At 68.6% G+C, this 22,720-nt stretch carries 21 protein-coding genes; 14 read left to right on the forward strand and 7 right to left on the reverse strand.

The features are described 5' to 3' along the window. Positions 1-6 precede the first annotated feature (6 nt). On the forward strand, positions 7-2,358 hold the full coding sequence (locus tag AC1KAT_RS02665) for a penicillin-binding protein 1A (protein WP_480322503.1): 2,352 nt from the start codon (positions 7-9) through the stop codon (positions 2,356-2,358). Between the two features lie 35 nt (positions 2,359-2,393). Here the strand turns inward: AC1KAT_RS02665 and AC1KAT_RS02670 are convergent, their stop codons facing one another. Continuing rightward, positions 2,394-3,323 (reverse strand): DUF808 domain-containing protein, encoded by a 930-nt coding sequence (locus tag AC1KAT_RS02670; protein WP_480322505.1) that lies wholly within the window; start codon positions 3,321-3,323, stop codon positions 2,394-2,396. 117 nt (positions 3,324-3,440) lie between these two features. Here AC1KAT_RS02670 and AC1KAT_RS02675 point away from each other — a divergent pair, with 117 nt between their 5' ends. The 4 genes from AC1KAT_RS02675 to AC1KAT_RS02690 all read left to right on the forward strand — a co-directional run bounded on the left by AC1KAT_RS02675 (position 3,441) and on the right by AC1KAT_RS02690 (position 8,806). After that, positions 3,441-5,255: an ABC transporter transmembrane domain-containing protein gene (locus AC1KAT_RS02675; RefSeq protein ID WP_480322507.1), complete on the forward strand. Its 1,815-nt coding sequence runs from the start codon at positions 3,441-3,443 to the stop codon at positions 5,253-5,255. Between the two features lie 157 nt (positions 5,256-5,412). Then, positions 5,413-6,075 (forward strand): YiaD family glycine zipper/OmpA-like lipoprotein, encoded by a 663-nt coding sequence (locus tag AC1KAT_RS02680; RefSeq protein WP_480322509.1) that lies wholly within the window; start codon positions 5,413-5,415, stop codon positions 6,073-6,075. Between the two features lie 236 nt (positions 6,076-6,311). Then, positions 6,312-7,919: a gamma-glutamyltransferase gene (gene ggt / locus AC1KAT_RS02685; protein ID WP_480322511.1), complete on the forward strand. Its 1,608-nt coding sequence runs from the start codon at positions 6,312-6,314 to the stop codon at positions 7,917-7,919. A gap of 77 nt (positions 7,920-7,996) precedes the next feature. Further along, positions 7,997-8,806, forward strand: coding sequence for a thymidylate synthase (locus tag AC1KAT_RS02690; protein WP_480322513.1), 810 nt, complete (start codon positions 7,997-7,999; stop codon positions 8,804-8,806). Between the two features lie 44 nt (positions 8,807-8,850). Here AC1KAT_RS02690 and AC1KAT_RS02695 read toward each other — a convergent pair whose 3' ends face one another. Then, on the reverse strand, positions 8,851-10,125 hold the full coding sequence (locus AC1KAT_RS02695) for an HD-GYP domain-containing protein (protein WP_480322515.1): 1,275 nt from the start codon (positions 10,123-10,125) through the stop codon (positions 8,851-8,853). A gap of 307 nt (positions 10,126-10,432) precedes the next feature. Here AC1KAT_RS02695 and AC1KAT_RS02700 point away from each other — a divergent pair, with 307 nt between their 5' ends. After that, on the forward strand, positions 10,433-11,362 hold the full coding sequence (locus AC1KAT_RS02700; RefSeq protein ID WP_480322517.1) for a Tim44 domain-containing protein: 930 nt from the start codon (positions 10,433-10,435) through the stop codon (positions 11,360-11,362). Positions 11,363-11,380: 18 nt separating this feature from the next. Then, a complete protein-coding gene (locus AC1KAT_RS02705) occupies positions 11,381-12,139 on the forward strand; it encodes an SDR family NAD(P)-dependent oxidoreductase (protein ID WP_480322519.1) in 759 nt (252 codons plus the stop codon). 15 nt (positions 12,140-12,154) lie between these two features. On the opposite strand, the gene AC1KAT_RS02710 is transcribed toward AC1KAT_RS02705, so the two are convergent. After that, a complete protein-coding gene (locus AC1KAT_RS02710) occupies positions 12,155-12,466 on the reverse strand; it encodes a hypothetical protein (RefSeq protein ID WP_480322521.1) in 312 nt (103 codons plus the stop codon). Then, on the reverse strand, positions 12,459-13,214 hold the full coding sequence (locus tag AC1KAT_RS02715) for a 2OG-Fe dioxygenase family protein (protein ID WP_480322523.1): 756 nt from the start codon (positions 13,212-13,214) through the stop codon (positions 12,459-12,461). Before AC1KAT_RS02715 ends, AC1KAT_RS02710 begins: the two co-directional genes overlap by 8 nt. 165 nt (positions 13,215-13,379) lie before the next feature. Between AC1KAT_RS02715 and trhA the strand changes: the two genes are divergently transcribed. The 4 genes from trhA to AC1KAT_RS02735 all read left to right on the forward strand — a co-directional run bounded on the left by trhA (position 13,380) and on the right by AC1KAT_RS02735 (position 15,544). Continuing rightward, the gene (trhA, locus tag AC1KAT_RS02720; RefSeq protein WP_480322525.1) at positions 13,380-13,994 is read left to right on the forward strand and encodes a PAQR family membrane homeostasis protein TrhA; all 615 of its coding nucleotides are present in this window, start codon (positions 13,380-13,382) and stop codon (positions 13,992-13,994) included. Then, positions 13,991-14,521 carry a cupin domain-containing protein gene (locus tag AC1KAT_RS02725; protein ID WP_480322527.1) on the forward strand — a complete coding sequence of 177 codons (531 nt, stop codon included), beginning with the start codon at positions 13,991-13,993 and terminating at the stop codon, positions 14,519-14,521. Before trhA ends, AC1KAT_RS02725 begins: the two co-directional genes overlap by 4 nt. Further along, complete coding sequence (locus AC1KAT_RS02730; protein ID WP_480322529.1) at positions 14,518-14,787, forward strand: VF530 family protein; 270 nt, start codon at positions 14,518-14,520, stop codon at positions 14,785-14,787. Before AC1KAT_RS02725 ends, AC1KAT_RS02730 begins: the two co-directional genes overlap by 4 nt. Before the next feature lie 193 nt (positions 14,788-14,980). After that, a complete protein-coding gene (locus AC1KAT_RS02735) occupies positions 14,981-15,544 on the forward strand; it encodes an outer membrane beta-barrel protein (protein WP_480322531.1) in 564 nt (187 codons plus the stop codon). Positions 15,545-15,615: 71 nt separating this feature from the next. Here AC1KAT_RS02735 and AC1KAT_RS02740 read toward each other — a convergent pair whose 3' ends face one another. Together AC1KAT_RS02740 and AC1KAT_RS02745 are read right to left on the reverse strand one after the other, a co-directional pair. Further along, the gene (locus AC1KAT_RS02740) at positions 15,616-15,855 is read right to left on the reverse strand and encodes an RNA-binding S4 domain-containing protein (RefSeq protein WP_480322533.1); all 240 of its coding nucleotides are present in this window, start codon (positions 15,853-15,855) and stop codon (positions 15,616-15,618) included. After that, positions 15,852-16,850 (reverse strand): LLM class flavin-dependent oxidoreductase, encoded by a 999-nt coding sequence (locus AC1KAT_RS02745; protein WP_480322535.1) that lies wholly within the window; start codon positions 16,848-16,850, stop codon positions 15,852-15,854. Before AC1KAT_RS02745 ends, AC1KAT_RS02740 begins: the two co-directional genes overlap by 4 nt. Positions 16,851-16,950: 100 nt before the next feature. Between AC1KAT_RS02745 and AC1KAT_RS02750 the strand changes: the two genes are divergently transcribed. Then, on the forward strand, positions 16,951-18,105 hold the full coding sequence (locus AC1KAT_RS02750) for a DUF4253 domain-containing protein (RefSeq protein ID WP_480322537.1): 1,155 nt from the start codon (positions 16,951-16,953) through the stop codon (positions 18,103-18,105). 353 nt (positions 18,106-18,458) lie between these two features. Further along, entirely contained in the window at positions 18,459-18,668 is a 210-nt protein-coding gene (locus AC1KAT_RS02755) for a cold-shock protein (protein ID WP_480322539.1), read from the forward strand. A 92-nt stretch (positions 18,669-18,760) separates the two neighbouring features. On the opposite strand, the gene AC1KAT_RS02760 is transcribed toward AC1KAT_RS02755, so the two are convergent. Next, positions 18,761-19,366 carry a lipocalin family protein gene (locus tag AC1KAT_RS02760; protein WP_480322541.1) on the reverse strand — a complete coding sequence of 202 codons (606 nt, stop codon included), beginning with the start codon at positions 19,364-19,366 and terminating at the stop codon, positions 18,761-18,763. Positions 19,367-19,584: 218 nt separating this feature from the next. On the opposite strand from AC1KAT_RS02760, the gene AC1KAT_RS02765 reads away from it, so the two are divergent. Continuing rightward, positions 19,585-22,710, forward strand: coding sequence for a PAS domain-containing protein (locus tag AC1KAT_RS02765; protein WP_480322544.1), 3,126 nt, complete (start codon positions 19,585-19,587; stop codon positions 22,708-22,710). Positions 22,711-22,720 lie beyond the last annotated feature (10 nt).

Genomic DNA, 22,720 nt, shown 5'->3' on the forward strand with positions numbered 1-22,720 from the left:
GCGACCATGGCTGAGCCCTCTTCCCTCCAGGGTCGCTTGTTCCGCATCTGGCAGGCCTTGCGCGACCGGCTGGTGCAGCTGGGCTGGCGCCGCGTGCTGCTGGCGGCGGGCGCTGCGGGGCTCACCGTGGTGGCGGGAGTGGGCATCGGGCTGGCGGTGATCTACCAGCAGTTGCCCGACATCGACCGCCTCGTCGAATACCGTCCCAAGCAACCCCTGCGTGTGTTCACAAGCGACGGGGTCGAGATCGGCCAGTTCGGCACCGAGCGGCGCATCCACGTGCCCATCGCCGAGATTCCGAAGCTCATGCAAGACGCGGTGATCGCGGTCGAAGACAAGCGCTTCCGCGAGCACACCGGCGTCGACCTGAAGGGCGTGCTGCGCGCGGTGTTCGTCAACCTGACGAACACACGCATGGAAGGCGCCTCGACCATCACGCAGCAGGTCGCGCGCACCTTCTTTCTGACGTCGAAACGCACCTACGACCGCAAGCTGCGCGAAATCTTGCTGGCCTGGAAGATCGAAAGCCAGCTCGACAAGGACCAGGTGCTGGAGCTGTACATGAACCAGATCTACCTGGGGCATCGCAGCTACGGCTTCGAAGCCGCCTCGCGCACCTACTTCGGCAAGCCGCTGGCCGAGTTGTCGGTCGCCGAGATGGCCATGCTGGCCGGCGTGCCGCAGAACCCGGTGCACGCCAACCCGCTGACCCACCCCGAGCGCGCGCAGACCCGCCAGCGCGTGGTGCTGCAACGCATGCTGAGCGCTGGCGTGATCGACCAGACCCAGCACGACACGGCCCGCGCCGACAACGTGCTCGTCAAGCGCGTGCCGCAGGCCTCGGTGCACGCCGAGCATGCGGCCGAGATGGCGCGTCAGGTGGTGTATGCGCGCTATGGCCAGGAGGCCTACACGCTGGGCCTGAAGGTCTACACCTCGCTGCGCGCCAGCGAGCAAGAGGCCGCGCACCGCGCGGTGCGCAAGGGCGTGCTCGACTTCGACCGTCGCCAGCCCTGGCGCGGCCCCGAAGCTTTCGAAGACCTGCCTGCCGATGCGCCCGACGAGGCCGAGGCCATCGCCGAGCTGCTGAACGAATACGAAGACGACGAGACCCTGCGTGTGGCGCTGGTCACCGCGGCCTCACCGCGCGAGGTGCGTGCGACGCTGGCCAGCGGCGAAGCGGTGCGCATCACCGGCGAGGGCCTGCGCGTGGGTCGGCCCGGGCTCTCGAACAAGGCCAAGGCCGCGCTGGCCATCAAACGCGGCGCGGTGATTCGGCTGGTGCAACAAGGCAAGGGACACGCCATCGCACAGTGGCCGCAGGTCGAAGCGGCGCTCGTGGCCCTGGACCCGCAGACCGGCCGCTTGCGTGCGCTGGTGGGCGGCTTCGACTTCGGGCGCAACCAGTTCAACCACGCGCAGCAGGCGCAGCGCCAGCCGGGGTCGAGCTTCAAGCCCTTCGTGTACTCCGCCGCGCTCGAACATGGCGTGATGCCTGCCACGCGCGTCAACGACGCGCCGCTGGCCGACGACGCAACGGGTTGGTCGCCCAAGAACGCCGACGGCCGCTTCGACGGCCCGCTCACGCTGCGCGAGGGGCTCGCGCGGTCGAAGAACCTCGTGTCGATTCGCCTCGCCCGACTGGTGGGCACGGGCCCGACGCGCGACTGGGCGGCCCGCTTCGGCTTCGCCGCCGACAAGCTGCCCGGCAACCTGACCCTCGCCCTGGGCTCGGGCAGCGCCACGCCAGTGCAGATGGCCAGCGCCTATGCCGTGTTCGCCAACGGGGGCTTGCGTGTGGACCCGCTGCTTATCGAGCGCATCGTCGACGCGCAAGGCCAGACCGTGTTCGAAGCGCCCGCGCCGGTGGTGGGCGAGGCGCAGCGGGTGATCCCGGCGCGCAATGCGTTTCTCACGGCGCAGCTGCTGCAAGAGGTCACGCGCAGCGGCACGGCGGCCAAGGCGCAGGCCATGCTGAAGCGCGACGACCTGTACGGCAAGACCGGCACCACCGACGACGCGGTGGATGCCTGGTTCGCCGGCTACCAGCCGACGCTGGTGGCCGTGGTGTGGATGGGCCACGACGAACCGCGCAGCCTGGGCGAGCGCGAGTCGGGCGGCGGCCTCGCGCTGCCGGTGTGGATCGACTTCATGAAACACGCCCTGGCCGGCGTGGAGCGCGTGGCCCCGCTGGTACCCGAGGGGTTGGTGCAGGTCGATGGCGACTGGCGCTATGCCGAGTGGGCCGAGGGCGGCCACATCGAAGGCGTGGGCCTTGACGAACCACTGGCTGAAGCGCCCGGTGACACCTGGTGGACGCCGCTGGGCGGGTTCGCGCCGCCTCAGCCCCAGCAGTGACCTGACGCCCGAGGGCGTCGGCCGCGGGGCACCGGTCAGTGTGCGGGCTTGCGGCCCATGAGCTTTTGAATCAAGGTCACGGCAAGCAGCACCACCGCACCGGCAGCAACACCCACCAGACCGTTCAGCCCCGTCTCGGTGACGAACTGAAGCACTGCACCGCCGGCGTTCGCCGCCGCGTGGGCCATGCCTTCGATGGCGTGGTGCAGCGGGCCGATGCCGTGCACCAGGATGCCGCCGCCCACGAGGAACATCGCCGCCGTGCCCAGCACCGACAGCGTCTTCATCAGGTACGGGGCTGTGGTCAGGATGCCCCGGCCCAGCGCCGCCTGAGCGCCGCCACGCTTCGTGAGCAGCAGGCCCAAGTCGTCGAGCTTCACGATGCCGGCCACCAGGCCGTAGACGCCCACCGTCATCAGCACCGAGACCACCGTCAGCACCGCGACCTGGGTGCCGAAGGGCTGGCCGGTCAGCGTGCCCAGCGTGATCACCACGATCTCGGCCGAGAGAATGAAGTCGGTGCGCACGGCGCCCTTGATCTTGTCTTTCTCGAAGGCCACGAGGTCCACCTTCGGGTCGGCCACGGCCTTGACCAGCTCTTGGTGGTGGGCCTCGTCTTCGGCCGGCGCATGCAGCAGCTTGTGCGCCACCTTCTCGAAGCCTTCGAAGCAAAGGAAAGCCCCGCCCAGCATCAACAGCGGCACGATGAGCCAGGGCAGGAACGCGCTGATCGCCAGCGCGGCCGGCACGAGGATCACCTTGTTGATCGCCGAGCCCTTGGCCACCGCCCAGACCACCGGCAGCTCACGGTCGGCGTTGACGCCGGTGACCTGCTGCGCATTGAGCGCCAGGTCGTCGCCCAGCACGCCAGCGGTCTTTTTCGCCGCGACCTTGGTCAGGATGGAGACGTCATCGAGGATGGTCGCGATGTCGTCGAGCAATGCAAGCAGGCTGGCTCCGGCCATGGGGCCCCTCCGAAATGTGTTTGTGGGTGGCGCGTTGCGAACGAATGACCGGGCGGCCGGCGCAACGCGCCCGGGATGCTAACGGAGTGGCCATGGCCCGCTGAATACACTCCCGCGATGTCCAGCACCGCCCCCTCCTCCACTTTGGCCCCCACCGTCACCGCGGTCGCACCGCCTCCCGCACGCAGCGTCGGAGGCTTGCGCGCCCTGGGGCCGTTTCTGCGTCCGTACCGGGGGCGCATCGCGCTGGCGGGCTTGTTTCTCGTGCTCGCTGCGGTGAGCACGCTGGTGTTTCCGGTGGCGCTGAAGTCGCTGATCGACCAGGGCCTCGTGACCGCCGACCCGGGCGAACGCGTGATGGCGCTGCGCGAGCACTTCTTTGCACTCTTCGCCGTGGGCGCTGCGTTGGGCGTCTTTTCGGCGGCGCGTTTCTACATGGTGTCGTGGCTGGGCGAACGCGTCACGGCCGACCTGCGCAGCGCGGTCTACGCGCACGTGGTCGAGCAAAGCCCCGAGTTCTTCGAGACCACGCAAACCGGCGAGGTGCTGTCGCGGCTGACCACCGACACCACGCTCGTGCAGACGGTCGTCGGGTCGAGCCTCAGCATGGGCCTGCGCAACAGCGTGATGGGCCTGGGCGCGATGCTGATGCTCATCGTCACCAACCCCTACGTGATGACGCAGGTGCTGGGCCTCTTGGTGCTGGTGGTGCTGCCCTCGCTGTACTTCGGTCGCCGGGTGCGCAAGCTCTCGCGCGCCAGCCAGGACCGCGTCGCCGATTCGAGCGCCATCGCCGCCGAGGTGTTGAACGCCGTGCCCGTGGTGCAGAGCTACGTGCAAGAGCAGCGCGAGGCGCAGCGCTTTCGCACATCGACCGAACACGCCTTCGCCACCGCCATTCGCCGCACGCGGGTGCGCTCGGGGCTGGTCGCCTTCATCATCACCGCGACCTTCGGCGCGTTGCTGTGGGCGCTGTACCAGGGCACGCAGGCGGTGATCGCCGGCGACATTTCGGCCGGTCACCTGGGGCAGACGGTGGTGTACGTGGTGATCCTCGTCAGCTCGGTGGCCGTGCTGGCCGAGGTGTATGGCGACCTGCTGCGGGCGGCCGGTGCGACCGAGCGCCTGATGGAGCTGCTGGCGACGCGCTCGCCGGTCGTGTCGCCCGCGCAGCCGCGTGCGCTGCCGCCCACGCAGGGCGGCTCGTCGGTGCGGCTGGCGAACATCGACTTCCGCTACCCGTCGCGGCCGCAACACGCGGCCCTCGCCCACTTCGAGCTCGACGTGAAGCCCGGCGAGACGGTCGCACTCGTGGGCCCCAGCGGCGCTGGCAAGAGCACGGTGTTTCAGCTGCTGCTGCGCTTCTATGACGCGCAAGGCGTGATCGAGGTCGATGGCGTGCCGGTGAAAGACGCTGCGCTGGCCGATCTGCGCGCCCGCATCGGCATCGTGCCGCAAGACAGCGTGATCTTCTCGACCGATGCGATGGAGAACATCCGCTACGGCCGGCCCAGTGCGAGCGATGAAGAAGTGATTGCCGCTGCCCGCGCGGCCTTTGCCGACGAATTCATCCGCGCACTGCCCGAGGGTTACAAGACCTTCCTCGGCGAGCGGGGCGTGCGACTTTCGGGCGGTCAGCGCCAGCGCATCAGCATCGCCCGCGCGATGCTGAAGAACCCGCCGCTGTTGCTGCTGGACGAGGCCACCAGCGCGCTCGACGCAGAGAGCGAGCGCATGGTGCAGGCCGCGCTCGAATCGGCGATGAAAGACCGCACCACGCTCGTCATCGCCCACCGCCTGGCCACCGTGCAACGCGCCGACCGCATCGTCGTGATGGAGGCCGGCCGCATTGTCGAAACCGGCACGCATGCGCAGCTGTCGGCGGCCGGTGGGTTGTATGCGCGGCTCGCCGCGCTGCAGTTCGACTTGTGACATCTCAGGCGCTTCGACACCGGCTGTAGGCCCGCGCCGACACGGGCTCGCCGCACGCTCCGACAGATTTCTCGCCACGACCTTTTCATACTGCGGCTCGTACACGACGCGTGGACTGTCACGCATTGAACGCGCCCTGTCTGAAGGAGACCCCGTGATGAGACAACAAACGAAGTTCCGCACCACCACCCTGGCCGCTGTGGCGGCGGCTGCCGTGCTGATGGCCGGCTGCGAAAGCATGAGCGACACGCAAAAGCGCACCGCCGCCGGGGCGGGCATCGGTGCCGCCGCCGGCGCGGTCTTGAGCAAGGGCACAGGCGGCAAGGCCGGCACGGGTGCCGTGGTCGGCGGTGCGATCGGCGCGGTGGCCGGCAACATCTGGTCCAAGCGCATGGAAGAGCGCAAGCAGCAGATGGAGCAAGCCACCCAAGGCACCGGCATCGACGTGGTGCGCACGGCCGACAACCAGCTCAAGCTGAACATCCCGAGCGATGTGTCCTTCGACGTCAACAGCTCGGCCGTGAAGCCCACGCTGCAGAACGTGCTGAACCCATTCGCCGACAGCCTGCGCACCGACGCCAACACCCGCCTGACCATCGTCGGCCACACCGACAGCACCGGCAGCCCGGCGGTCAACAACCCGCTGTCGGTGGACCGTGCGCAGAGCGTGCGCGACTACCTGGCTGCGCGCGGCGTGTCGGTCAATCGCATGGAAGCCGTGGGCCGCGGTGAACGCGAGCCGGTGGCGAGCAACGACAGCGAGTCGGGACGCGCGCAGAACCGTCGCGTCGAGATATTCCTGCGCGAGCCAGCAGCCTGACCGAGCGGCCCGCAGGGCCATCGGGCCACGGGGACAATCGGCGAACCCCGCCGTCACCGCCCCGTCTTGGAGCTTTTTTGATCCACTCGCCGAGCCCTTACTGTTCTGATCGCCTGCGCCATGCGACCCCGCATGGCGCTTTCGCATGGGCGCGTGCGCTAGCCGCGCTGGTGCTGGCAGCCAGCGCAGCCGCCGCCCCAGCCGCATCGGTGGCACCCGTGCCGGCCGAGCATGGCATGGTCGTCACCGCCCAGCACCTGGCCACGCGCGTCGGCGTCGAGGTGCTGAGCGACGGGGGCAACGCGATAGACGCCGCCGTGGCCGTGGGCTACGCGCTGGCGGTGGTGTACCCGGCCGCAGGCAACCTGGGTGGCGGGGGATTCATGACGCTGCGCCTGGCCAATGGCCGGCACACCTTCATCGACTTCCGAGAGACCGCACCGCAAGCCCTGCGTGCCGAAATGTTCGACACGACCAACGGCGACCCGAGCAGTCGGCGTGGCCACCTCGCAGCCGGCGTGCCCGGTTCGGTGGCCGGCCTCGAGTACGCCCGCGAACGCTATGGCAGCCGCGGGCGCGCGGCGCTCATCAAACCCGCGATTCGGCTGGCACGGCAGGGCTTCGTGCTCGAAGCGGGCGATATCGAGATGCTGCACAGCGCGACCGAGGACTTTCGGCGCGACCCTGCTTCAGCCGCCATCTTCTTGAACCGCCGCGGCGAACCTTGGCAGATCGGCGACCGCCTGCGCCAGCCCGACCTGGCTGAAACGCTGCAGCGCATTCAGCGCCGGGGCGTGGCCGGCTTCTACCAGGGCCACACAGCGCGCCAGCTTGTGGCCGCCAACCGCGCCGCCGGCGGCGTCTTCACGCGGGGTGACCTCGACCTTTACGCCGTGCGCGAACGGGCACCGCTCGAATGCGGCTACCGGGGCTACCGCATCGTCTCGGCGCCGCCGCCAAGTTCCGGCGGTGTGCTGCTGTGCCAGATGCTGCAAGTGCTCGAAGCCTATCCGCTGAAGGACTGGGGCTTTCGCTCGGCACAAGCGGTGCACCACCAGATCGAAACGATGCGCCAGGCCTATGCCGACCGCAACGCCCTGGGCGACCCCGACTTCGTGCACAACCCCGTCGACGCGCTGCTCGACCCGGCGCGCATCGCCAGCATCCGCGCCGCCATCAACCCCACGCGTGCGAACGTATCGGCGCCGGTGGCGGCCCCGCCGACGCGCGAAAGCGGCAACACCACGCACTATTCGATCATCGACCGCTGGGGCAACGCGGCCTCCGTGACGACAACACTGAACGGCTGGTTCGGTGCCCGCGTCACCGCTGCGGGCACCGGCGTGCTGCTCAACAACGAGATGGACGACTTCACGCTGCGGCCCGGCGCACCGAACATGTACGGGCTGGTGCAAGGCGAGGCGAACGCCATCGCGCCCGGCAAGCGCCCACTCAGTTCGATGACGCCCACGCTCGTCATGCGCGACGGCCAGCCCGTCGCGGTGCTGGGGACGCCGGGAGGCAGCCGCATCATCACCGTGGTGCTGCACACGCTCGTCAACCTGATCGACCACGGCATGACGGTGCAAGAGGCCGTCGATGCGCCGCGTTTTCATCACCAGGGCGTGCCGGCGACCACGGAAGTTGAAGCCTTTGCGCTGAGCGCCGACACGCAGCGCATCCTCGAAGGCATGGGGCATCGGTTCGACCGGCCCCAACCTGCGAACCACGCCGCGGCCATCGTCGTGGGCGCGCCGAGGCTGGGCGGAACGGCGGCCGGTCGCTACCGGTATTTCGGGGCAAACGACCCGCGCCGCAACACCGGGCTGGCGCTGGGCCACTGAGGGCTCGCAGCTGCGGCCGACGCCCTGTGGCCTGCCCGCAGATAATGCGTCCCTCCCTCGTTTGCCGAGCCCCGCCGATGTCACGCCCTGTCCGCTCTCAGTACGAAGATTTCATGCGCCACGTGAACGAGCACGGCGTCTTCAAAGCCGACCGCACGGGCACCGGTACAAAGAGTGTGTTCGGCCACCAGATGCGCTTCGACCTGAACGAAGGCTTTCCGCTGGTGACGACCAAGAAGGTCCACCTCAAGTCGATCATTCTTGAGTTGCTGTGGTTCCTGCGAGGCGATGGCAATGCCAAGTGGCTGCAGGAACGCGGCGTCACCATCTGGGACGAATGGGCCAAGCCCGATGGCGACCTCGGACCCGTCTACGGCGTGCAGTGGCGCTCGTGGCCCACGCCAGAGGGCGGCCACATCGACCAGATCGCCGAGGTCGTGCACACGCTCAAGACCAACCCCGACTCGCGCCGCATCATCGTCAGCGCCTGGAACGTGGCCGACCTGTCGAAGATGGCGCTGATGCCCTGCCACGCGTTCTTCCAGTTCTATGTGGCCGACGGCAAGCTGAGCTGCCAGCTCTACCAGCGCAGCGCCGACATCTTTCTGGGTGTGCCGTTCAACATCGCCAGCTACGCGCTGCTCACGCACATGCTCGCGCAGCAGTGCGACCTGCAGGTCGGCGACTTCATCTGGACCGGCGGCGACTGCCACATCTACAGCAACCACACCGAGCAGGTCGCGCTGCAGCTCTCGCGCGCGCCGTACGCCTACCCCACGCTCAACATCAAGCGCAAACCCGCGTCGATCTTCGACTACGCCTACGAAGACTTCGAGGTGGTGGGCTACCAGCACCACGAGGCCATCAAGGCGCCCGTGGCCGTTTGACACGCAGCCAGCGTGGCCGGCTTGGCCACGCGGCACGCGCACGCTCAGGCGGCGGCTTCGGCCACCTGTTGCGAGTGCAGGTTGACCAGGCGCAGCACACGTGCGATGCGGGAGCTCTCTTGTGGCATCGAACGTTCGACCCGCACGCGCAACTCGCGGTCGAGTTCTCGGTAGCGCCAGATGATCTCGCGCATCACGAGCGTCATCTCGAGCAGGGTTTCGCCGTCGCCCGCAGCGTTCATCTCGCGCAAGGTGCGCTCGAAGTTGTCGGCGTCGAGCCCCGTGCTCGAAAACGCACGGCGGATGCGCTCGTGGCGAGCGGTGGCGTTGACCATCAGGTCGCGGAAGGCAGGGCTGCCGGCGTCGGTCAACTCACCGACCTCCACCCGGGCCTCGTCGATGCGCCGCGCCGAATGCGCCACCTTGGCGGCTTTCTTGACGATGTCTTCGATGGGCGGCAGCGTGGCCGTGGCCGCCTCGTCGCTCTTGCAGGCGCGGCACAGCGTGGACACCGCGTCGATCAAGGGCCGGCCGAACTCTCCGGGGATAAGCTTGAGCGCCACCTCGGCTGCGCGCAACGGCGTGCCGCGCGATTCGAGCAGGCCGATCAGCAGCTCACTCACGGCCAGCACCTGAGCGGGCAATGGAATGCGGTCGCCGCGCAGGCCGTGCGGGTAGCCGAAGCCGTCGAGCCGCTCGTGATGCGTCAGCACCGCCTGCGCCACGGCCTCGCCGACGCGGGGCATGTCTTTCAGCACGCGGTGGCCCACGATGGGGTGCGCGGCGATGTGCTTCCACTGGTTCGGGTCGAGTTGCACGCCTTTGCGCAGGTAAGCAGGGTCGATGTACAGCTCGCCCACGTCGTGCGCCAGGCCCGCCACCATGACCTGGCGGATGCGGTTCTCGTCTGCGCCGCCGGTGACCTTGTCGAGCAGGCCGATGCACAACAGGCTGGTGCCCACCGCGTGGCTGATCTTGTTGTCGCTGTGCTCGGCGTACACGGTGAGCATCGACTCGAAGGCCGTGCTGACCATGCCATGGCGCAGGTTCGCGAGCAGCAGCTTGCTGTTGGCGCGGCTGTACAGCTCGCGCAGCATGGGGTGCTCGTCGAGCAGGGCTTCGGCGGTGGCCATCAGGTCCACGCCATCGACCGCGCCGACGACCTTCATGCAGTCCTCGAGCGGCTTGAGCAGCTTGTGCTGCAACAGGCGTTCCTTGACGCTCGCGTCGATGCGGGCCCCCTTGGCGAGCAGCTTCAGACCCGAGCGCGACATGATGTCTTCGCTCGCTTCCATGTCGCGCTTCTGCGCGGTGTGCATCACGTGGTCAAGGTAATGCGGGTTGACGTCGCCGGCCGTATCCACGCTGGGCTTTGCATCCGAATGTTTCGTAGCGAATTCTCGCGGCGTGAGGCCGCGGGCTGGGGCGGGGCTGCGTGAGCTTTTCCCGCTTTGGTACCTCGCAGGACCGCCACCCTGCAAAGAATGAACAAGTCGAAGCCGCTGGCAACGGTGACGGCCTCGACCATCGCAAAGGCCTAACATCACCGCTTTCGGGAACCGCTCGATCCGTCTGGCACACCAAGGCCCGCAACCGCAGCCTTCTTCTTCCCTCGAAAGGACAACGATGAAACGCTTCCTCACCACCCTCGGCCTGGCGCTGCTGTGCTCGGCCGTGGTCTTGCCGCAGGTGGATGCCAAGCGCCTGGGCGGCGGCGGCTCGTCGGGCATGCGCCGCGACATCCCGCGCAAGGCACCCGACGCCCCGACGCAGAACCCGAGCACCGCGCCCAACGCCTCGCCCAACATGGCCGCGCAGGCCGCGCCAGGCGCCGCAGGCGCCGCGGCACCGAAACGTTCGTGGATGGGCCCGGTCGCGGGCCTCGCCGCCGGCCTGGGCCTGGCCGCGCTGATGAGCCACCTGGGCTTGGGCGCCGAGATGGCCAACTTCCTGATGATCGCCTTGCTGGCACTGGTGGCGTTCTTCGTGATCCGCTTCCTGCTGCGACGCTTCGGCCCGCAGCCCGCCCAAGCGCCGCGCGGGCTGCAATTCGCCGGGGCCGGTGGCCCGCAGGGTTTGCGCGAGCCGGCCTTCGGCTCCGGGGGCGCTCAACAGCCCGCCTCGCCTTCGTCCAGCGCACCTTCGTCCAGCGCGGCATTCGCGCCGGCCGCTTCGATGGCCCTGCCGCCGGGCTTCGACGGTGAGGCCTTCGCGCGCACGGCGAAGCTGATCTTCATCCGCATGCAGGCTGCCAACGACGCCGGCGACCTGAACGACCTGCGCAACTTCACGACGCCCGAGATGTTTGCCGCCGCCCGGCTCGACCTGCAAGAGCGCAACGGCGCCACGCAGCAGACCGACGTGGTGCAACTCGACGCCGAAGTCATCGATGTGGCGCAAGAGCCCACGCAGCAGATCGTCAGCGTGCGCTTCCGCGGCTTGATCCGCGAAGAGCGCGACACCGCCGCCGCGCCGTTCGACGAGGTGTGGCATCTGGTGAAGCCGACCGATGGCAGCCGCGAGTGGGCCATCGCGGGCATCGCACCCTACGCCTGATCGACACCGGGGCCGGCCATGGCGGAATCGCTCTACATCGTGACCGGCGCCTCGCGCGGCATGGGCGCAGCCCTGGTCGATGCGCTGCTGCAGCCGGGGCACCGGCTGCTTTGCATCTCGCGCGGCCTGCGCGAGCCGCTGGCGGCGCAGGCCTCTGCCCGGGGCGCGCACTGCGAGCAATGGGCGGCCGACCTCGCCGACCCGGTGCCGGTCGCACAGCGCCTGGCCGAGTGGCTGGCCACGCTGAACGGCACCCGCTTCGAACGGGCCTGCCTCATCAACAACGCCGGCGTGCTGTCGCGGGTCGGCCCGGTCGATGAGGCCGGTTTCGCCGACCTGTCGAATGCGCTGCGCGTGGGGCTCGAAGCCACGCTGCTCGTGAGCGCGGCGTTCTTGCTCGGCACCCGCGACTGGCCCGCCGACCGCCGCATCATGAACATCTCGTCGGGCCTGGGCCGGCGCGCCATGGCGGGCAGCGCGAGCTACTGCGCCGCCAAGGCCGGCATGGACCACCTCTCGCGCGCCATGGCGCTCGACGAGGCCCAGCGCCCGCACGGCGCGCGCATCGTGTCGATCGCGCCCGGCGTGATCGACACCGACATGCAGACGCAATTGCGTGAAGGCGACCCGAGCGGCTTTCCCGACCGAGACAACTTCGTGCGCATGAAAGAAGGCGGCGCGCTCAGCGCGCCCGCCGAGGCCGCCGCCAAGCTGCTGGCCTACCTGGCGCGACCTGACTTCGGTCAGCAGGTGATCGCAGACATCCGCGAGGCCTGAACGACGCCGAAGCGCTCAGCGCTCGTCGGGCAGGCGCCGGGCCGACTCGGGCACCTCACGGACCTCGATGTCGATCACCTCGGCCTCACCCACCTCGCGGCCCTCGGGTGGATCACGCCGGGCAAACGGATGGCCGGCCGTGCCGCGCATCGACCCCATGCGCACCGTGCGCCACCCCACCGGCTTGCCGGTGAGCCGGCCGATCAGCACGAACACCAGCGCCATCGACAGGCCCAGCACGACGAGGCCCGCCGCCAGCAGCACGCCCACCAGCGTGACCACGGCGCGCAGCAGAGCCGCCACGATGCCTTTCACGGCGTCAAGCATGGCCCGGCCCCAGAAAGCCCCCCGAGCGGAAGGTCAGCACCAGCGTGTCTCGGTGGCTCGCCGCCGGGGCGGCGCCGGGCAGCGGCTGGATCGGCGTGCTTTCGTGGATCACGCGCGCGTCGTCGAGCATCAGCAGCGTCCACGGCTGGGTCATCGTGAAGCGGATGCCGCTCGGCCCCTGTGCCTCGAACACGCGCGTCTCGCCGCCCTTGACGCCCTCACGCGAGACGAGCATCACCACGACGAAATCGACCCCGTCGCGGTGCGCGCCCTCGGGCGTGGGCCGGCCGATGCCATCGGTCGTGTCGATGCGGAACTGATGCGCCTCGACGTACCAGGGTTGTTCGCCCTTGACGGCCGAGCACAGGCCGCTCAGCGCGACCAGCAGGCGGCGCCACACCGGGCGGGCAATCAGTTCGGTCGACATCGGCTCGAACCAGCGTTCGAGCCCACCGTGCAGCGCGTTGTATTCGAGCGGTTGCCAATGCGCGCGGTGGGGGGCCTGGCGCACCTCGGTGCCGTCCACGACGAAGCTCGCGTGGCGGCGGCGCCGGTAGCGGCCGCCGTCGCGCAGGTGGGCATCGGGAGGCAGGTCGTTCCAGCTCGGTTCGAGGGCCTGCAGTTCGGTGGCATCAGCCTGCAGCAGGCGGGCCACGTTTTCGGGGGCGACGACGGCGTGCCCCGCGCTGCGCAGGGCGTCGGCCACGGCGTCGGCCGGCGTCCAGGGTGGAGAGAAACTGGCGGTCATCCGGTGATGATGCCACCCGCACCCGAAGCCCCCATCGCTGCGCGGCGCGAGCATTCGGCATGCCCATGAGCCAGCGCACTGTCCCTTCGCACGTGGGAGGTGCGGCGCCTTGCGACTCTGCTACGGTCACGCCCTGGCCGATCCACGCCTCGACGACGACACACCATGTACCACGGCGAACGTTTCAACAGCATCTCTCACCTTGCCGGCCTGCTGCTGGCCATGGCCGGCGCGGCCGTGCTGATCACCGATGCCGCCCTCGCGGGCGACGCCTGGCAGATCGTGAGCTTCAGCATTTTTGCCAGCACGATGGTGCTGCTCTACGGCGCCTCGACGCTGTACCACAGCGCACGCGGCGCCATCAAGAACGTGCTCGTGAAGTGCGACCACTGCGCGATCTACCTGCTCATCGCCGGCACGTACACGCCCTTCACACTGGTCACGCTGCGCGGGCCCTGGGGTTGGGCCTTGTTTGGCACGGTGTGGGGTCTCGCGCTCATCGGCATCGTGAAAGAGCTGTGGCTGGGCCGCGACCGCGTGCCCTCGGTGCCGCTGTACGTGGCGATGGGCTGGCTCGGCGTGATCGCCGCCGTGCCGCTGGTGCAAAACCTGTCGGGCGCGGCGCTCGCATGGCTGGTGGCCGGCGGGTTGTTCTACACGGTGGGCATCGTCTTCTATGCGAACGACACGCGCTGGCGCCATGCCCATGGGGTGTGGCACCTCTTCGTGATCGCCGGCACGGTGTGCCACTACGTCACCGTGCTGTACTTCGTCGAATGAGCTTGCCGAGCGATCCCATCCCCTTCATGCCGACGACACCCCCCCGCGCGGACGAACTGATCGCCCTGCTGCAACTGCAGGCCCACCCCGAAGGCGGACATTACCGCGAGGTGTTCCGGTCCGCGCACCTGGTGCAGCCCACCGGCGCGCGGCCTTCTCGCAGCGCGCTCACCACCATCGACTTCGTGCTCAAGGCCGGCGAGTTCAGTGCCTGGCACCGGGTGGCGTCTGACGAGGTCTGGCACCTGCTCGAAGGCGGACCGTTGCGCCTGTGGTGCATACCGCCGACGCTCGACCGCGTCGAGGCGATCGACCTGACGCCGGCCAGCGCCACGACCACGCCGCGCCATACCGTGCCGGCCGGGTGGTGGCAGGCCGCCGAGCCCACCGGTGAGTTCGCCTACGTCGGCGCGACGGTCGGGCCGGGCTTCGAGTTCGCTGATTTCAGCTTCCTGCGCGACGAGGCCGAGGCTCGCTCGGCACTGGCCCGCACCGCCCCGGCCCTCACCCGATTGCTCGGCGCATGAACGCGCCGAAGCCAGCGCCGGCACAACAGCCGCGCAACCCGCTGCACGGCCTCACCCTCGAAGCCATGCTCAACGAACTGGTCGCGTATTTCGGCTGGGACGAGCTCGGCCAGCGCATCCACATCCGCTGCTTCGTGCTTGACCCCTCGGTGGCGTCGAGCCTGAAGTTCTTGCGCAAGACGCCATGGGCGCGCGAAAAGGTCGAAGGCCTGTACCTCTTAATGCGCCGCGAGCAGGCGCGCCGGGGCCGTTCCGACCCCACTTGAAGCAGGGCCTTTGTCGGGCTCGGCCTACACGCAGGGCGAGAACCGGCCGACGGGGCATTCAGCCCCTGTCCGCTGCAATTGCCGGGCCGCAGCAACGAGCATTTCCTCACCCGCCGCAATGGTGCGGTGGATTGATGTCACCGCCGGTTGTCTTGCAAAAGACCGGCCCCCGATGACCTCGAAAGGAAATGACATGACTCGAAAAATCAAGCTGCTTGCTGCTGCTGCCGTGGCTGCCTGTGCCGCCGTGACCGCCCTGCCCTCGTACGCACAGATCGCCAACAGCGGCCTGTACATCGGCGGCAACGTCGGTCCCTCGCGCTACAAGGGTGCCGACATCGGCGGCTTCTCGACCGACCGCTCGGACTCGGGCGGCAAGGTCTTCGCCGGGTACGAGTTCACCCCGAACATCGCACTCGAACTGGGCTACGCCGACCTCGGCTCGTTCAGCAGCGCAGCCGGCACGATTGACGGCGACGGCGCCTTCCTCGACGTCGTGGCCAAGATGCCCATCACGCCGCAGCTGTCGGGCATTGCGCGCGTCGGGGCCTTCAATGGCCGCGCCGACTACAGCTCGCCGATCCCCAGCATCGGCGACGCCGAGCGCAATACCAAGCCGAAGGTCGGCCTGGGCCTGCAGTACGACATCAGCAAAAACGTGTCGCTGCGCGGCGAGTGGGAGCGTTACCGCTTCGAGGCCTTCGGCACCAAGGCCAATACCGACCTCGCGTCGGTCGGCGTGAACTTCCGCTTCTGACGGTTCAGCCGGCTCAACTGCAAAGCCGCCAGGGTTCGCCCTGGCGGCTTTTTTCGTGGACCGGCGCGACCTCAATCGAGCGACGAATGCATCGTTCCGGCATGCAGCCGCACACGGGTGCCCGCCACCACCACCACCTGTCCCGCGCGCAACTTGCAGGTCTTGCGCAGCTCTTGCTGGCCATCGACCTCGACCTTGCCGTCGGCCACCATGGCCTTGGCGGCGCCGCCGCTGTCGGCCAGGCCGGTGGCCTTGAGCAGGTTGTCGAGGGTGATGAATTCGCCGCGGATTTCGAAGTCGATGGTGTTCATGGGACGGGGGTCGTGAGCTGGAATTCTTGCGCCAGCAGTTCGTAGGAGCGACGGCGCACGGCGGGGTCGTGCGTCCAGCTGTTGATGACGATTTCGTCGAGTTGCAGTTCGGTGGCCAGCGCCCGCAGCTTGTCGGCCACCTGGGCGGCACTGCCCACGAAGGCCTTGCGCCGCATCGGCTCGACGATGCGGAACTCGTCGGCCGTGAAGCCGCGCTTGCGCACCTCATCGGGCGACTGCAGCGGACCCAGCACGCCCCGGCTGCGGTCCACACGCCAGCGCTCGCGGCTCAGCGCATGGTGCAGCGCGTCTTGCTCGCGGTCGGCGGCCAGGGCCCACACGCAAACCGTGGCTTGCGGGCTGGGGTGGCGTTCGCTGCCTCGGTAGAGGCTGCGGTAGAGATGAAGCGCCTCTTCGGCGCCTTCGCCGTCCACAAAGAAGTACGCATAGGCATAGGGCAGCCCAAAGTGCGCGGCGAGTTGCGCGCCGTAATCCGAACTGCCGAGCACCCAAACCTCGGGCGCATGCGGCCCGCGCGGGTGCGCGACGATGCCCTGGTGGGTGAGGCCCGCGGTCCAGGCCTGCAGGTCGCGGATCTGTTCGGGAAAGTGCTCGGCCGCGCCGCTTGCGCCAGGGTTCAGCGCACGCGCGGTGCGCATGTCGCTGCCCGGGGCGCGGCCGACACCGAGGTCGATGCGGCCCGGCGCCAGCGCTTCGAGCACGCGAAATTGCTCGGCCACCTTGAGCGCCGCGTAGTGCGGCAGCATCACCCCGGCGCTGCCGATGCGGATGCGCGTCGTGCGCGCGGCAATCGCGGCCATCAAGATTTCAGGCGCCGTGCCCACGATGGTCGGCAGGCTGTGGTGCTCGCTCAACCAGAAGCGGTGGTAGCCCAGCGCCTCGACGAACGGGGCCAACGCCAGCGTGTCTCGAATGGCGGCGTCTTCGGTGCTGCCAGCGCGCGAGACCGACTGGTCGAGAACGGACAGTTTCAATCGCATGCACACAGTATCGCGGCCTGGGCCGAGGGCCGCAGGTCGGGTGCGGCAAAGTCACATCACAAACCCAACAACGACCTTTCGGAGGGACACCTTCATGGACAACCAAGGCCCCCAAGAAGCGCTTTTCTCGGCCATCGCCTGGATTGACATGGGCAGCCAGGACGATCGCACCGAGTTCGCCGCGCAGATGGAATCGGCGCTCGACCAGGGCGCCGACCCCAACGGCCTCAACCGCGACGGCCGCACGCCGCTGACCGAGGCCATCCAGGGTGGCATGGGCAGCCCGACCGCTGTGGCCCTCTTGCTGCGCCGGGGCGCGGATCCGAGCCTGCGCGACGCCCAAGGCTGGACGCCTTGGGGGCTGTGCGCCGATCGCCTCACCGACCCGGTGGTGGCCGAGGCGATGCGCGACATCCAGCAGGCGCTCGCCGAGGCCGGGGCCGTCCGCGCCGATGACACCTTGCTGGCCTGCCGGCAGGCGATGTGCGAGGGGCGGCTCGACGAGGTGCGCGCCTTCGCGGCGCAGGGGGTGGACCTGCTGCACCCGGTGATCGACGGCCTGGCCTGCGCGGTCGGCTCCGGCCATGTCGAGTTGCTGAGTCTGGTGGTCCAGGCCGGTGCCGACGTCAACCAGCCGCTGGCGGGCGACACGCCGCCGCTCATCAGCGCGGCCATGCGCGGGGATCAGGCCATGGTCGAGCGGCTGCTGGCCCTGGGCGCCGACCCGATGGCCTGCGCTTGGGGCGACCGCGGCTGCACCGCCGAGTTCATGGCCCGCCAGGAAGGGCACGACGCGTTGGCTGCATGGCTGCGCGAACGCATGCCCCACACGCCCAAGCTGAAGGCGCCGCCGCGCAAGTACCGGGATCTGTACGAGCGCAAGACCAACGGCAGCAACCACGGCCTGGGCACCGACGAGATCGTGGCGCGCCTCACGCGATGGGACAAAGACCACGGCGTGACGGTGAGCGAAGTGGACGGCAACAGCTTCCTGCTGCGCTTCAAGCGACTGCCGGAACCGCTGTTGCCGCTGGCCCGCGAGCTCGCCGAGTTTTGCCCCGATGTGATCGATCAGGGCTACGCGTGCATGGGCGACATGGTCGATGCCATGGCCCGCGCCGGGCAGCCACTCGACGCCGCGACCCGCGCATTGGTCGACGGAATTGATTTTTCGGACGGCGATTTCGCCCTCGAATTGCTCGCCCGGGACTTGAAGCAAAACAGCCAGATTCGCGTGTGGTGGGATTGACTTTCAAACCCTTTTGATCAAGCGTTGACCCGGCATTCGAAGGCCATTGCAAAGGACTCGAAGCAGTGCGTCCAACGGCCCGGGACGCTCAGTGTTGCGTGCGCCCACCAACGCGCACAGCGAGGCGGCATGCGGGTCTGGAACATTCAAAACAGCGGTGTATATTCGCGCCCACAGCTATGCGCAAGAGTGCGGTTTGAGATTCAAACGGGAGCCGGCGTCAACTCATCGAACCCCAAAGAACGGTGAATTGAAGCGGGGTTTCGCGGGTCCTGAATGACTTTCTTGAGTGTTTCTGCGGGTGGGGCGCAGCCCCGCTATTTCTTAGTGTTTTTTTAGAGGATAGAACGTCCATGACGACGCAAACCGGTACCGTGAAGTGGTTCAACGAAGCCAAGGGCTATGGCTTCATCGCTCAAGACGCAGGCGGTGCCGACCTGTTCGCCCACTTCCGTGACATCCAGGGCACGGGCTTCAAGACCCTGGTCGAAAACCAGAAGGTCGAATTCGAAGTCAAGCAAGGCCAGAAGGGCCTGCAAGCCGCGAACATCCGCGTGCTCTGACCCGCGAATCGCACCCCAAGAAAACGCGGCCCCGGCCGCGTTTTTTCATGGGCGTTCGGTTTTGCCGGCGCACGCTCTTGTCGAGCCCGCCGTCACGGCGCGGGCGCCGATTGCCGCGTGCGCACCAGGCGATCGACCGGGTAGCCACTGCGCCGCAGCCATTCGTTGATGGCCGACTCCGTGGCAGCGTCGAGCACCGGGCTTCTCGACAAGACCCAGAGGTACTCCCGCTTGGGTTCGCTCACGACCGAGTAGCGGTAGGCCTCGTCGAGCTGCACCACCCAGTAGTCGCCACGGCCCAGCGGCAGCCATTGCAGCCAGCCCGGCAGGAAGCTCACCTTCAACCGCGCGCCACCGCTCTGCTCGTCGGCCGGCAGCGCCCGGCCTTCGGCGACCTCCCAGCCCCCGTCGGCACGCTTGCAGCGGTTGACGACGGCCACCGAGCCGTCCTTCAAGGGCGCGTAGGTGGCGGTGACCTCCCCGGCACAGCGCGATTGAAAGCGGTTGGGCAGGCGCGCCACCTCATACCAGGTGCCGGCATACCGGGCGAGATCGACCCGCGGCACGGCTTGAACGGGCTGGACCGGCGGCGCGGCAGGCACCTGTGCCGCCGCCCAGGGCGCCACCCCCAGCGTCAAGGCGGCGAGACCGGTGCGCCAGGGGCGCTGCGACAAGAACGAAAAGGCAAGAGAAGTCATGGGGCTGCGGCAGCGTCGAGGCGCTTGCAAGTGGGCAGTTTCTGTTGACAAGGCGCATCGCCTTTCGGTTCCCGCCCATGCGCGCACAAACAAGCAGGCCATTTGTGTGAGCAATGACCGACAGCTTCTGACACTGCCCCGCAAGACAGGGCCCGCACGGGGTAGACGCGGGCTGGCCCGCCGCTAGACTGCCTGGCAGAACACCCCCAACGCACCTCATGGCGACACGCCGTCCCTCGCCACCTCCACCGCCCACGGGCGCGTGGTCGGCCTTGCTCAACGCCTCATCGGATCTGCTGGCCCTGCTCGATGCGCACGGCGTCGTCGTGTGGGTCAACGCGGGGTTCGAGCAAGCCAGCGGCTATCGCGCCAGCACGGTGTGCGGCCGACCGCTGGCCCTGGCGCTGGGCGTGCACGACAGCACCGCGCCCGCTTGGCAGCAGCTGACGCAGGCGCTCACGGGCGACGAGCCGCTGGAACTGCCCGAGCTGCCCTGGCACGACGGCAGCGGCGCCGCGCGCTTGGCCCGGGCCAGCCTGAAGCCGCTGCACGAATCGCAGCGTGCCGCAGCCGCCCACTGGCTGTGGGCCATGCAGGACACCACCGAGCTGCACCGCCTGCGCGCCGAGAAGACCCAGGCCGTCGAGCGCCTCGAATCGGCACAAGACTTCGGGCGGCTCGGCGTCTGGGAACGCGATTTGCCCCTGGGCCAGGGGTTCTGGGACCCCCACATGTTTCGCATGTGGGGCTTCGACCCCAAGCTGGGCACGCCCGACTTCGCCGAGGTGGTCAAGCGCATCCACCCCGACGACCGCCCCGGCGAGCTGTATCGCGCGTCGGCGCAGAAGGCGGGCAAGTATTCGAAGCGCTACCGCATCTCGCTGCCTAACGGCCAGTTGCGGCACGTGCACGCCCAGTGGGAAGTGAAAAACGGCCCCGATGGCACGCCCAATCACCTGACCGGCGTGATGGTGGACGACACCGAGGTCTACGAGATGGCCGAGTCGTTCAACAAGACCAGTGCCCAGCTCAAGCTGGCGGTCGAGTTGGGCAACATCGCGATCTGGCGGCACGACCTCAAGACCGACCGCCTGCACTACAACGACAAGGCCTTCGAGGTCATCGGCGTGACGCCTCGGCCCGAGGGCATGATGCTCGACGAGGTGCGTGCGCTGATCCACCCCGACGACCTGCCCAAGGTGATCGCCGCGGCCAACGAGTCCTTGCAGTCGGACCGTCCGGTGGACATGGAGGCCCGTTACCTGCGAGCGGACGGCAGCTACCGCTACGTGTTGACGCGTCGCGTGGTGCGACGCAACGCCGACGGCGAGCCGATCGAATTCGTCGGCGTGGCGCTGGACGTGACCGCACAGGTCGAGAAGACACGCCGCGCGCAAGAACTGGCCAAGCGGCTCGAAGTGGCCGCCGCCGCCGCCGGCCTGGGCATCTGGAGCCGCGACCCGAACAGCCACCGCGGCGAGTGGAACGCACAGATGTTCGAGATGATCGGCCGCCCGCCGACGAGCGGCGTGCCGACGCGCCAGGAGTGGCTCGAAAAGATCATCCACCCCGACGACCGCGAGCGCATGCGCACGGCGCACGCCGAGTTGCGCGCCACTGAAGACACGACGGTCGAGCACGAGTACCGCATCGTTCGACCGGATGGCGAAGTGCGCTGGCTGGTCAACCGCGCGCGCCATGAGAAGCGCGACGGTGAATCGGTGCTATTCGGCATCACCATCGACGTGACCGAGCGCGTGCGCACCGAAGCCGCATTGCGCCAGGCCAACGAGCGCATCGCACTGGCGGCGCATGGGGCAGGCATCGGCACGTGGGAGCGCGACGTCCTGAACGACACCGTGCTGTGGGACCAGCAGATGTACGTGCTGCGCGGCCTCTTGCCCGATGGCAGCAACAGTCCCGACGACTTGCGCTACGAGCTGGCCCATCCGGACGACCTCGCGCGCATCCTGCGGATCAACGAAGAGGCGGTGCGCGAGCGCAAGACGTGCACCTACGAGTTTCGCGTGCGCATGCCCGATGGCGGCTACCGCTGGCTGGCCTCGCGCTCGCTGCCCATCTGCGACGACGCTGGACGCGTGGTGCGTCAGATCGGCGTCAACTGGGACGTGCACGAGCGCGTCACCGCCGAGGCCGAACGGCAGGACAAGCTCATCGCGCAGCGCGAGAGCCAGGCCAAGTCTGAGTTCCTCGCGCGCATGAGCCACGAGCTGCGCACGCCGCTCAACGCGGTGCTGGGCTTTGCGCAACTGCTGCAGCTCGACCCGGCGATGGCCGACGAAGACGCGCTGGGCAAGCTGCGGCACATCCAGTCGGCGGGCGAGCACCTGCTGTCGCTCATCAACGACGTGCTCGACCTGTCGAGCCTCGAAAGCGGCCAGCTCAAGCTGGACCTGCAGGCGGTGCCACTGGCCGAGGTGCTGAAAGAGGCGATGGCGCTGGTCGAGCCGGCCGCGCGTGCCGCGCGCGTGCAGCTGCAGGCCGAGCCCATCCACGCGGTGGTGCAGGTCGACCGCATCCGCACGCGGCAGGTGCTCATCAACCTGCTCAGCAATGCCGTCAAGTACAACCGCCCGAACGGCCTGGTGGGCGTGTCGGCCCGCAGCGTGGACGGCGAAGTCGTGCTGCGCGTGAAAGACACCGGCCGGGGCATGACCCAGCAGCAGATGCTGCACCTCTTCGAGCCCTTCAACCGGCTCGGCGTCGAGCGCGAAGGCATCGAAGGCGCAGGCATCGGCTTGGCCGTGGTGAAGGCGCTGGTCGAGCGCATGGGCGGCTCGGTGTGGGTCGAGAGCGCCGCCGGCGTCGGCTCGTGCTTCGAGGTGCGGCTGCCCCGCGACGGCGCGGACCTGGGCCAGACGCCGACCACCCCACCGGCCTCGGCGTCGAGCCCCCCCGCGGCGGCCCCTCCCGCCAAGCCCCGCCCGGCGCGGCACGGCCGGCTGCTCTACATCGAAGACAACCCGGTCAACGTGCTGCTGGTCGAAGAACTGGTGCGCACCCACGCCGGCCTGCAGATCGAGTCGGCGGTCAACGGCGAAGAAGGCGTGGCGCGTGCCGCCGCGACCCGGCCCGACCTGATCCTCGTAGACATGCAGTTGCCCGACATCCACGGCTTCGAGGTGCTGGCGCGCCTGCGTGCGCAGCCCGAGACGGCCAGCATCCCGTGCATCGCGCTGTCGGCCAACGCAATGCCCGATGACATCGCACGCGCCACCGAGGCGGGGTTCAGCGACTACTGGACCAAGCCGATCAACTTCGCCAACTTCCTCGCGGCGCTGGACCGCCTGTTTCCGCTGCGCGAAGACGCCGGGGCTGCCTGACCCTCACCAG

It is taken from the genome of Piscinibacter sp. PDB5-1, from assembly GCF_056676035.1.

What these genes read in the sequence shown, in the direction of transcription:
- AC1KAT_RS02665 (WP_480322503.1), top strand. Translation starts at nt 7, where the DNA reads ATGGCTGAGCCCTCTTCCCTCCAGGGTCGCTTGTTCCGCATCTGGCAG.
- AC1KAT_RS02670 (WP_480322505.1), bottom strand. Translation starts at nt 3,323, where the DNA reads ATGGCCGGAGCCAGCCTGCTTGCATTGCTCGACGACATCGCGACCATC.
- AC1KAT_RS02675 (WP_480322507.1), top strand. Translation starts at nt 3,441, where the DNA reads ATGTCCAGCACCGCCCCCTCCTCCACTTTGGCCCCCACCGTCACCGCG.
- AC1KAT_RS02680 (WP_480322509.1), top strand. Translation starts at nt 5,413, where the DNA reads ATGAGACAACAAACGAAGTTCCGCACCACCACCCTGGCCGCTGTGGCG.
- ggt (WP_480322511.1), top strand. Translation starts at nt 6,312, where the DNA reads ATGGTCGTCACCGCCCAGCACCTGGCCACGCGCGTCGGCGTCGAGGTG.
- AC1KAT_RS02690 (WP_480322513.1), top strand. Translation starts at nt 7,997, where the DNA reads ATGTCACGCCCTGTCCGCTCTCAGTACGAAGATTTCATGCGCCACGTG.
- AC1KAT_RS02695 (WP_480322515.1), bottom strand. Translation starts at nt 10,125, where the DNA reads ATGCACACCGCGCAGAAGCGCGACATGGAAGCGAGCGAAGACATCATG.
- AC1KAT_RS02700 (WP_480322517.1), top strand. Translation starts at nt 10,433, where the DNA reads ATGAAACGCTTCCTCACCACCCTCGGCCTGGCGCTGCTGTGCTCGGCC.
- AC1KAT_RS02705 (WP_480322519.1), top strand. Translation starts at nt 11,381, where the DNA reads ATGGCGGAATCGCTCTACATCGTGACCGGCGCCTCGCGCGGCATGGGC.
- AC1KAT_RS02710 (WP_480322521.1), bottom strand. Translation starts at nt 12,466, where the DNA reads ATGCTTGACGCCGTGAAAGGCATCGTGGCGGCTCTGCTGCGCGCCGTG.
- AC1KAT_RS02715 (WP_480322523.1), bottom strand. Translation starts at nt 13,214, where the DNA reads ATGACCGCCAGTTTCTCTCCACCCTGGACGCCGGCCGACGCCGTGGCC.
- trhA (WP_480322525.1), top strand. Translation starts at nt 13,380, where the DNA reads ATGTACCACGGCGAACGTTTCAACAGCATCTCTCACCTTGCCGGCCTG.
- AC1KAT_RS02725 (WP_480322527.1), top strand. Translation starts at nt 13,991, where the DNA reads ATGAGCTTGCCGAGCGATCCCATCCCCTTCATGCCGACGACACCCCCC.
- AC1KAT_RS02730 (WP_480322529.1), top strand. Translation starts at nt 14,518, where the DNA reads ATGAACGCGCCGAAGCCAGCGCCGGCACAACAGCCGCGCAACCCGCTG.
- AC1KAT_RS02735 (WP_480322531.1), top strand. Translation starts at nt 14,981, where the DNA reads ATGACTCGAAAAATCAAGCTGCTTGCTGCTGCTGCCGTGGCTGCCTGT.
- AC1KAT_RS02740 (WP_480322533.1), bottom strand. Translation starts at nt 15,855, where the DNA reads ATGAACACCATCGACTTCGAAATCCGCGGCGAATTCATCACCCTCGAC.
- AC1KAT_RS02750 (WP_480322537.1), top strand. Translation starts at nt 16,951, where the DNA reads ATGGACAACCAAGGCCCCCAAGAAGCGCTTTTCTCGGCCATCGCCTGG.
- AC1KAT_RS02755 (WP_480322539.1), top strand. Translation starts at nt 18,459, where the DNA reads ATGACGACGCAAACCGGTACCGTGAAGTGGTTCAACGAAGCCAAGGGC.
- AC1KAT_RS02760 (WP_480322541.1), bottom strand. Translation starts at nt 19,366, where the DNA reads ATGACTTCTCTTGCCTTTTCGTTCTTGTCGCAGCGCCCCTGGCGCACC.
- AC1KAT_RS02765 (WP_480322544.1), top strand. Translation starts at nt 19,585, where the DNA reads ATGGCGACACGCCGTCCCTCGCCACCTCCACCGCCCACGGGCGCGTGG.